This window comes from Hymenobacter endophyticus (assembly GCF_032464715.1).
GTDB lineage: Bacteria > Bacteroidota > Bacteroidia > Cytophagales > Hymenobacteraceae > Hymenobacter > Hymenobacter endophyticus.
The window spans coordinates 1-9,965 of the sequence record NZ_JAWDJT010000024.1; the positions used below are offsets into that span (position 1 = coordinate 1).

Annotated in this window: 5 protein-coding genes; 4 read left to right on the forward strand and 1 reads right to left on the reverse strand. The window is 60.7% G+C overall.

Translation table 11 applies throughout. The features are described 5' to 3' along the window. The coding region (locus ROI90_RS20960; RefSeq protein WP_316000243.1) for a hypothetical protein at window positions 1–166 on the forward strand (166 nt) is incomplete at its 5' end. A gap of 59 nt (window positions 167–225) precedes the next feature. Here ROI90_RS20960 and ROI90_RS20965 read toward each other — a convergent pair. Further along, window positions 226–1,164: a hypothetical protein gene (locus ROI90_RS20965; RefSeq protein ID WP_316000239.1), complete on the reverse strand. Its 939-nt coding sequence runs from the start codon at window positions 1,162–1,164 to the stop codon at window positions 226–228. Between the two features lie 275 nt (window positions 1,165–1,439). Between ROI90_RS20965 and ROI90_RS20970 the strand changes: the two genes are divergently transcribed. The 3 genes from ROI90_RS20970 to ROI90_RS20980 all read left to right on the forward strand — a co-directional run bounded on the left by ROI90_RS20970 (window position 1,440) and on the right by ROI90_RS20980 (window position 9,635). Beyond that, window positions 1,440–6,341 (forward strand): T9SS type A sorting domain-containing protein, encoded by a 4,902-nt coding sequence (locus ROI90_RS20970; protein WP_316000240.1) that lies wholly within the window; start codon window positions 1,440–1,442, stop codon window positions 6,339–6,341. Window positions 6,342–6,521: 180 nt separating this feature from the next. After that, on the forward strand, window positions 6,522–7,133 hold the full coding sequence (locus ROI90_RS20975) for a HupE/UreJ family protein (RefSeq protein WP_316000241.1): 612 nt from the start codon (window positions 6,522–6,524) through the stop codon (window positions 7,131–7,133). Window positions 7,134–7,271: 138 nt separating this feature from the next. Next, window positions 7,272–9,635: a M1 family metallopeptidase gene (locus tag ROI90_RS20980; RefSeq protein WP_316000242.1), complete on the forward strand. Its 2,364-nt coding sequence runs from the start codon at window positions 7,272–7,274 to the stop codon at window positions 9,633–9,635. Window positions 9,636–9,965 lie beyond the last annotated feature (330 nt).

The following is a 9,965-nucleotide window of genomic DNA, read 5'->3' on the forward strand; positions in this document are numbered from 1 at the left end:
CACCTTCGGGGCCCGGCCACTGAAGCGCGTACTGCAGCGCCTGGTACTCAACGAGCTGTCGAAGGACATCCTTTCGGGCCGCGTGAGCAAGGACGCCGTGGTGGAAGCCGTGCTGGAAGACGGGCACATCCGCTTCAACAACGTGGAAATTCCGACGGTTGGGTAAGTAGGCTGGAGTGAATAGAAAAGCCCCGCTGGCATTGTGCCAGCGGGGCTTTTTGTTGCTTACTTGTTTCGGTTTTTGCGGGCCTCCCGCCGCAGCATCTTATTGCGCAATTCCCGACCCTGGCCGAAGTGTTTGGGCTTGAGCTGGGCGCGCCATTTAGTCGGAATGGGAGCACCAGCCTGGGAAGCGGCCACCAGCTCGGCATACTTGGCGTTGGAGTACGGTGCATTATGCACGAACATGTAGGTAACGCCGCCAATAGCCAGCCCTAGCCCAGCAATTACTGCTCCCGCCGACGGTTTGCTTTCCTCGTACTGCCCCGTGTTTACGTTGTACTGCCGGTCGGCCTCACTGCTGCCCGACAGTAGCCGGGCGGCAGGCAGGACTGCCAGCACGGGCAACTGGCCCGCTAACCGCTTACCACTAAATAAAGCCGCTACCGCATCCAACGAATCGGCCAGCGTGTAGCCGGAGGTAGCTACTCCTGCGAAGGGAATACTGATTTTAGTAGGGGTAGTCGCACTGGTTGTATCTACCGGCAGTGGTACACCGGTAGCCAGCAGCGGATTCGGATCGGAGGCCATGCCGCGCAGGGGTACAAACTCGCCTTTCAGCCGCCGCCGGATGTTGGGCGGCAGGTGGCCGGTAGCGGCCAGGTTGCGCATTACCATGCGCTCCTTGCTCCACCAGAACCCGATGCTTTTGTTCAGCCCAATGCCCACAAACGCAGTGCCCGCTACTACCCCCGGCGTCCAGACTCCGGCGCTGGTGGATTGCTGCGCGGGCAGAATGGAAGCCGCCAGGCCGGCTATTCCCAGCCCCAGCCAGGCTGCGGCCCCACCACGCCGACTCTTGAACAACTCATGCACGGCCCGGGCCGTATCGGCGCGGGTCAAGGTTATTTCGGTGGGTGCCACGGGCAGCGGCTGCGTTGTTTGGGCCCGGCTAATAGTGCCTGCGCACAGGGCTCCTACCAGCAACAGTACTCGTTTTCTCATAGCTAAAGTCGGGTAAAGGATTCGGTAAATTTATCATCCTGCTTTGATGAAGCCGTGATATTATTATCTGAATAATCGAAATATTTACTTTATCTTACCCGCTTGTATTTATAGAACATTTTATGTGCGTATTTCCCGGAGTCATTTCGTATGCTGTACTCCTTTTTTAGCTGGTTACGAGTTCTTCGCATGCTTTTTCCCCACCTGATGTCTAGATAGAGCACTTGCTCCATAGGCCTGCTTTATTCTTTTTCCCACCCCTTACTCATTTTTGCATGATTCCAACAGTACAGCATGGAACAGGTCGCCAGTGGCGGGCTGTTAAAAACCGCAGCTGGCTGCCCCTGGTAGCTACTGCCTGTGGCCTACTGGTAAGCCCGCCTGCGCAGGCGCAGCAGCGGCTGAGCACGGAGGCGGTGCGCGTACCGGCCGCTGCTGTTCCGGCACTGGCTGGCTCGACCAACGTGACCCCGAGGCCTACTACGCCCGCTCCCGTGCGGAAGGCGCACAAGGTGCAGGCCAGCATTAGCTCCACGGCAACCGGCGGCAACTGGAGCAGCCCGGCTACCTGGGCAGGTGGCGTGGTGCCCACGGCTACTGACGATGTGACGGTGGCAGGCGGCGCAACTGTAACGGTGGACGTGGCAGCTAGCTGCGCCTCGCTCACTATCAACAGCGCAGGCTCGTTGCTCACCTCCGGCACTACGCCTTATCAGGTGCAGGTGGGTGGCAGCGTAACCAACAACGGCACCCTGGACCTGAGCGCCAGCAGCACGGTGGGCTCAGAATTGCGCTTTACCGGCGCGGGCAATGCCAGCTTCAGTGGCTCCGGCACCACCGACCTGCAGACAATGACTCTGGCCAAATCGGCCCGGACGGATGTGGTGGAAATGAGCCTGCCGACGCTTACGGTGAAAGGCTCGGCCTCGACCACCGACGGTTTTCTGCTGACGCGGACTACGGGCACTACCCCTGTTGATGATATGACCGGTACCCTGAAAATTTCGGGGACTAACACGGTTACGAACCGTGTGTTCGGCAACTCGGCCTCCTACATTATTCCGGCTACGGGCGGCTTCTGGCTCAATAATCCCAACTTTACAGTACTGGGCCAAACGGGCTCCGGCACCGTAAACGGCCTACTGCGCATTAGCGCGGGCACCTACAACGTGGGCACGGGCAGCGGCAACTCGCTGGTATTCGGCTCGGGCGCGGTGTACACCATGGAAGGCGGTACGCTCACGGCCGCCGGCCGGTTTGGCTCCTTTACCAGTGCCACCGCCGCCGCCGCCATGACATTCACCCTCAGCGCGGGCACCATTAACGTGGCCAATGTGGCCAATGCCAGCGGCACGCCCTCGTTCGGGGTAAATGGCACCAGTACCGTTTCGGGCGGCAGCATCAACTTGGTGCAGCGCAGCACGGCCACTACCCCGCTCGACTATTACGTAGCGGGCACCTATAACGCAACGGGCGGCACCCTGAACCCCGGTACGGCCGCCACGGCCACCAACTTCGACTTCCGCATCCGGGGCAATGTACCGAACATGAGCATCAGCAGCGGCAAAAGCGTACTGCTGGCGGGCCAGACCAACAGCTACGGCACGGTGCTGATTAACGTAGGCGGAACGCTGAACCTGAACGGCAACCTGTTGCTGCAGCTGGCCCCCGCCGTCACCAACAACGGCACGCTCACGGGTACGGCCACTAATAGCAACCTCTATTTCGCGGGGGCCGTTGCTCAGGTTCTAAACGGCTCGGGCACCTTCCAGACGGTCCGGTCGCTTTCCATCGACAACATTGGCGGCGGCGTGACGCTGGCGGTTCCATTGGTGGTATCGCGGGTGAACCTGTTCTCGGGTAGCATAATAAACTCCGGTAACCTCACGGTTGGCGACGGCACGGCAGTGCTGAACGTTATCCAGTCAGGGGCCACCGGTTCTGGCAGCCGGGCAGCTACCTTTGATGTGGCACCCAATTTCAATATCGGCGCCGGTGTTCTGCAGCTGCTGTACGCTCCTGAGTCGACGGGCCACGTTACGGGCTTCGAAGTTCCCCCTTCCCGCATCATCGATTATCTCACCATTGACAACCCCAACGGCGTAACGCTGGCGGGCGGCAACCTCACCGTGCGCGGCGACGCCACGCAGTCGTTGTTTCTGACCAGTGGAGTATTAAGCACTTCGGCTACCAGCACCCTGATTCTGGCCGAAACGGTGGGCGCTCCGCCCACGGGCTCGGCGACCAGCTTCGTGCGCGGCCCGCTGGCCATTACGGTCAACAGCACTACCCCCGTGAGCCGGACCTTCGCCATTGGCGACGGTCCGGGCTGGCGGCCGGTGGTGCTTGGCGGCATCACCACCTCGGGGGCACAAACCTTCACGGCTACCATTGTAAGCGGAGCTACGGGTGGGTCGTTGTCCGGTGGCTTGTCGGCGCTGAACCCCACGCGCTACGTGCGCATCCAGAACACGGCAGCCTTGCCAACTTCGGCCACCGTGCAGCTTAGCTACGGCGGTGATGATGTGGTGGGTGGCACGCTGACGTCGGTGGTAGCGCAGGCGGCTGCGGCCAACGGTACTTACGCCAGCATTGGTGGCTTGGCGGCTTCGACTCCCACTACCGGTCTGGTATCCACTCAGCCTATTACGCCCGGCAACGACTTTTTTGTGCTGGCCAACACGGAAGGTGGCTCCCTGACTTCTTCGGTAGCCAGCGTGTGCAGCGGTGCCAACTCCGGCACCCTTACGCTTAGTGGCAACGTGGGCACCATTACGGGCTACGAAGCCAATACGGGCACCGGCTTTGCGGCGGTACCAGGCACCAACACTGGCAGCACACTGACTTTTACCAACCTAACCCAGACGACGACCTTCCGGGCCGTTATGCGCACTGCGGACAACCGGGTGGTGTATTCGTCGGCGGTGACGGTAACGGTAACGCCTGCTCCTACGGCTACGCTCACGGCGGCCACGCCCACCACGTTCTGCGGCTCGGGTACGCTTACGCTGAATGTTACTCCCGTTACCGGTGCTACCTACCAGTTTTTGCTAGATGGGCAGCCCATCAGCGGAGCTACTTCGGCCACGTACACGGCTACCGTAACGGCCAGCGGTACGTACTCGGTAGTCGTTACTTCCGGTACATGCTCTACTACTTCCTCGGCCATTCAGGTAACGGTGAGTCCGGCCGCTTCGGCCGCGTTTAGCTACGCCAATACCACGTTCTGCCAGAGCGGTACCAACCCTGCTCCCACGGTTACGGGTACGGCTGGCGGCACCTTCAGCAGCACCCCTGGTCTAGCCATTGACGCAGCTACGGGCGTTATCAACCTGGCAGCCAGCACGGCCGGCACCTATACGGTGACGTACAGCGTGGGCGGCACCTGCCCTGGGTCGGCAACGGCTACGGTAACCATTACCAACGCAGTAACGGCTGGTTTCAGCTACACGACCACTACCTACTGCAGCAGCACTGCCGGTACGGTTACACCTACACTGGCAGCCGGTGCAGCCAGCGGCACGTTCAGCAGCACAGCTGGTTTGACGCTAGATTCTGCTACCGGCTCCATCACGCCCAGCACCTCCACTCCGGGCACATATACCGTTACCAACACGGTAGCGGCCAGCGGTGGCTGCGCGGCGGCTACGGCCACCACCACGGTAACCATTACGGCACCAGCTACTGCGGGCTTCAGCTACCCCAGTACAGCTTACTGCACCTCGGCAACGGGCAACACTGCGCCGGTGCTGGCTACCGGTGCTACGGCTGGCACGTTCAGCTCCACGGCTGGCCTCACACTCAACCCCACCACGGGGGCCATTACGCCCAGCACCTCTACGCCCGGCACGTATACCGTAACTAACACAGTGGCCGCTTCGGGTGCTTGCGCGGCAGTGACGGCTACTTTCCAGATTACCATTACCGCTCCGGCTACCGCCGGCTTCGGCTACGCTGCCACAGCGTACTGCACCAGTGCCAGCGGAACCGTTGCACCTACGCTGGCCAGCGGCGCTACCGCGGGCACGTTCAGCTCCACGGCCGGGCTTACAGTGGATGCTGCTACGGGTACCATCACGCCGGGCACTTCTACCCCCGGTACGTACACGGTGACCAATACTGTATCCGCTTCGGGTGGATGCGCCGCCGTAACAGCTACGGCTACCGTGACCATTACGGCTCCGGCTACTGCCAGCTTCAGTTACGCAGCTACGGCATATTGCGCTTCGGCTACCGGTACAGTTACGCCCACGCTGGCCGCTGGCGCTAGTGCTGGCACGTTCAGCAGCACGGCTGGCCTGACGCTAAACGCTACCACGGGTGCTATAACGCCTGCTACCTCTACGCCCGGCACCTATACCGTTACCAATACAGTGGCGGCTTCGGGCGGATGCGCCGCCGTTACGGCCACCGCTACCGTAACCATTACAGCGCCGGCTACGGCTGGCTTCAGCTATGCCAATGCCAGCTACTGCACTTCCGTTACGGGTGCCGTTGCGCCGGCCTTTGCAAGCGGAGCCACAGCCGGCACGTTTAGCAGCACGGCGGGCCTCACCTTGGATGCTGCTACCGGCGCCATCACGCCCAGCACCTCCACTCCGGGCACGTATACCGTTACCAACACGGTAGCGGCCAGCAGTGGCTGCGCGGCGGCTACGGCTACCTTCAACGTCACCATTAACGCCACTCCTGCCCGGCCTACGGTTTCGGTGCGCTACAATGGGGCTGTGACTACGCTTACCAGCAGTTCCGCCATGGGCAATCAGTGGTACCTCAACGGCACGCTCATTCCCGGGGCTACCGGCCAGGACTACGTGGTAAACTCGGCCGCCCAGTACGGCACGTACACGGTGGTGGTAACCAGCACCGCAGGCTGCGCCTCGTTGGCTTCGACCACGCAGGTGGTAACTACCAATTTGAAACCCCTGGCTGGTACCTCGCTCACGCTCTACCCCAACCCCACTACCGATGGGCTAGTAACCCTCAAGCTGGCTGGCTACAGCAAGGCCGTGGAGCTGACGGTATACAACGCCATCGGGCAGTCGGTGCGTACCCTCACGGTGCCCGCCGGCCGCCTGGAGCAGCCCCTGGATTTGTCGCAGCTGCCCACGGGCGTGTATGTTCTGAAAGCCCGCACGGAAGGCGGCCTGGATGTACGCCGCATTGTGAAGCAGTAGTCGCCTTGATGCTGCTTTGATACACTCCCCGTCGGCCTGGCCGGCGGGGAGTTTTTTGTTCTGAACGCTGGGCAACCCTTTCTACACCAGCCAACAGAGCCACCCACCTTGGGCCGGACTGCGGTAAATAACACAAGATGCTGATATTTGGCTCCCTGCTCCTTCCAATCAGCACCTCGTATGTCCGTTTTCACCACTTACCTGCAACTGGGGTTTCATCACATTTTCAACCTGCGCGCCTACGACCATCTGGTGTTCCTGCTGGCCTTATGCGCGCCCTACGTACTGCAGGATTGGCGGCGGGTGGTGGCCCTGGTGACCAGCTTCACGGTGGGCCACTCCATTACGCTGGCCCTGGCTACGCTGAACGTGGTGCAGTACTCGCCCACGCTGATTGAAGTGCTGATTCCGGTGACCATCCTGCTAACCTGCGTGCTAAACCTGGCCCGGGCCGGTAGTGGAACGGGCCGCACAGCTGACCGTCCTACCCCCCAGCCCCTGGTGCTAGCCTGGCCCAATTTGCTGGCAATGGTATTCGGGCTGATTCATGGCCTGGGCTTTTCCAATTACCTGCGCGAGCTGCTGGGCCAGCAAAGTCGGCCGGTGGTGGAGCTGCTGAGCTTTAACCTGGGCGTGGAGCTGGGCCAGCTGGTTATTGTGCTGCTGATTTTACTGCTGGGCTTTGTGCTGCTGCGAGGCCTGCGCGTACACCGCCGCGACTGGCTGCTGGTCACCAGCGGGGCCGCGCTGGGAATTGCTCTTGTCCTGCTGCTGGGGCAGTTGCTGGGGTAAACCAGATGTGTAGTATCTTCCGGCTACGCTATTTGCAACCTCACGCTGCCCGCCGTGTCTTTCGCCGCACGCGGCGCGGGTAGTTTTTCCGGGGTCGTTTTGCTTGTTATTGCCGCTTTTTTCTCCCCTTCATTGCATATGCTGAAACAACCACTGCTGGCCGCCGGGCTGGTGGCGCTGCTGGCCCTGCCGGCTGCGGCGCAGAATACAAACTCCGGCACCGACAAATTCGCGCAGCTGGAAACCCTGCTGCCCACGCCCAACACTTACCGCACCGCCTCCGGCGCGCCCGGCAACCAGTACTGGCAACAGCGCGCCGACTACAACATCCGGGTAAAGCTGGACGACGCAAAACAGTCGATTTCCGGCGACGAGGACATCACCTACACCAACCTCTCGCCTGATGTACTCACCTACCTGTGGGTGCAGCTGGACCAGAACGTATTGGACAAAAACTCTATTACAGCCACCACGGAAGTAGGCCAGATTCAGCAGCGCATGCCGTTTCAGGCCCTGGAGTACCTGCAGAAGAGCGAGTTTGACGGGGGCTTCAAGATTGCCGAGGTAAAGATGAAAGGCGGCAAGGCCCTGCCCCACGTCATCAACCACACCATGATGCGCATTGATCTGCCCACGCCCCTGCGCCCCAAGCAGGCCGTGACGTTCAGCATCAAGTGGAGCTACAACATCAACGACCAGACCAAGATCAACCAACGCTCGGGCTACGAGTATTTCCCCGAGGACAAAAACTACCTCTACGAAATTGCCCAGTTCTACCCCCGCATGGCGGTGTACTCCGACAACCAGGGCTGGCAGCACAAGCAGTTTCTGGGTAACGGGGAGTTTGCCCTGCCCTTCGGTGATTACCGGGTGAGCATCACGGCCCCCGCCGACCACGTGGTGGGCGCAACCGGCACGCTGCAAAACGCCTCGGAAGTGCTGTCGTCAGCGCAGCGCCAGCGCCTGGAGCAGGCCAAGAACTCCAACAAGCCGGTGCTCATTGTGTCGCCGCTGGAGGCGGAGCGGGCCGAGCAGAACCGCGCTAAAGGCACCAAAACCTGGACCTACGCCGCTAAAAACGTGCGCGACTTTGCCTGGGCTTCTTCGCGGAAGTTTATCTGGGACGCTATGGGCGTGAAGCAGAACGGCGTGCCGGTGATGTGCATGAGCTACTACCCCAAGGAGGGCAACCCGCTGTGGGGTAAGTACTCCACCGAGGTTATTGCGCACACCATCAAAACCTACTCGAAATTCACCATTCCCTACGCCTACCCGGTGGCCATTTCGGTGCACGGGCCGGTGGGCGGCATGGAGTACCCCATGCTGAGCTTCAACGGTGGCCGCCCCGAAAAGGACGGCACCTACTCGGCTGACCGGAAGTACGGCATGATTTCGGTGATTATTCACGAGGTGGGCCACAACTTCTTCCCCATGATTGTGAACTCCGACGAGCGGCAGTGGACATGGATGGACGAGGGTCTGAACACCTTTGTGCAGTACCTCACCGAGCAGGAATGGGAGCGTAACTACCCCTCCCGCCGCGGCGAGCCGGCCAACATTGTGGCCTACATGCAGTCGGACAAAAGCCTGCAGACGCCCATCATGACCAACTCGGAGTCGGTGCTGCAGTTTGGCAACAACGCCTACGGCAAGCCCGCTACCGGCCTCAACATCCTGCGCGAGACCATCATGGGCCGGGAGCTGTTCGACTACGCCTTCAAGGAGTACGCCACCCGCTGGGCCTACAAGCACCCCACTCCCGCCGACTTCTTCCGCACCATGGAGGATGCCTCGGGCGTGGACCTGGACTGGTTCTGGCGCGGCTGGTTCTATACCGTAGATAAGACCGACCTGGCCATTGACGGCGTGAAATGGTATACGGTGGACTCCAAGAACCCCGAAATTGAGAATGCCCGCAAGCGGGAGCTGATCAACAAAGCGCCCCAGAGCATTTCCCAGCAGCGCAACCTGCAGGACATCAAGAAAACCCTGGTGGACGACAAGCCTGAGCTCAAGGACTTCTACAACCAGTACGACCCGCTGGCTACCACCGAAGCCGACAAGCAGCGCTACCAGCAGATGGTAAAGGGCATGACCCCCGAGCAGCAGCAGCGCCTCAACAGCGGCCTGCACTTCTACGAGGTGAGCCTGAAGAACAAGGGCGGCCTGACCATGCCGGTAATTGTGCAGATGACCTACGAGGACGGCAAGCAGGAAATCATGAACATTCCGGCCGAAATCTGGCGCAAGAACAACGCCGAGGTAACCAAGGTATTCATCACCGAAAAGCCGGTGGTAAGCTTTGTGCTGGACCCCTTCCTACAAACCGCTGACACCGACCTCTCGAACAACGCTTGGCCCCAAAAAGCCGCGCCCTCGCGCTTCGAGCTGTTCGAGTATCAGCAGCGCGCCCAACCCAACCCCATGCAGCAGCAGTCGGCTCTGCAGCAGAAGGAGCAAAAGCCGGTAAATGGTACTTCCTCCACGGGCGGTACCAACTAGCTTTTGCCCGCTGGCAAGCAACAAAAAAGCCTTCCTGATCAGGAAGGCTTTTTTGTTACGCGTTGGCCTCAGTGGCGGCGGGCCAGTAGTCGCGTAGCAAGCTTTGCAGGTGCCCGATGGTGAGCAGGGCGGAGCGGAAGTGCAGCAACGGCGTGTTTACATCACCCACGATGACTTCAATTTCGGACGAGTCTGAGTACCACAGAATACTAGGAAGTGTTAACAGTGGCTAGTATGTTTGGGAATGGAGTACATGTTGACCGACGCGCAGTGGGCGCGCATCGCGCCGTTACTGCCGGGCCGGGAAGGCACGAGCGGCGGGCGGGGCCA

Bases quoted from the DNA above. Each gene is read 5' to 3' on its own strand.
- ROI90_RS20965 (WP_316000239.1), bottom strand. From the start codon at position 1,164: ATGAGAAAACGAGTACTGTTGCTGGTAGGAGCCCTGTGCGCAGGCACT.
- ROI90_RS20970 (WP_316000240.1), top strand. From the start codon at position 1,440: ATGATTCCAACAGTACAGCATGGAACAGGTCGCCAGTGGCGGGCTGTT.
- ROI90_RS20975 (WP_316000241.1), top strand. From the start codon at position 6,522: ATGTCCGTTTTCACCACTTACCTGCAACTGGGGTTTCATCACATTTTC.
- ROI90_RS20980 (WP_316000242.1), top strand. From the start codon at position 7,272: ATGCTGAAACAACCACTGCTGGCCGCCGGGCTGGTGGCGCTGCTGGCC.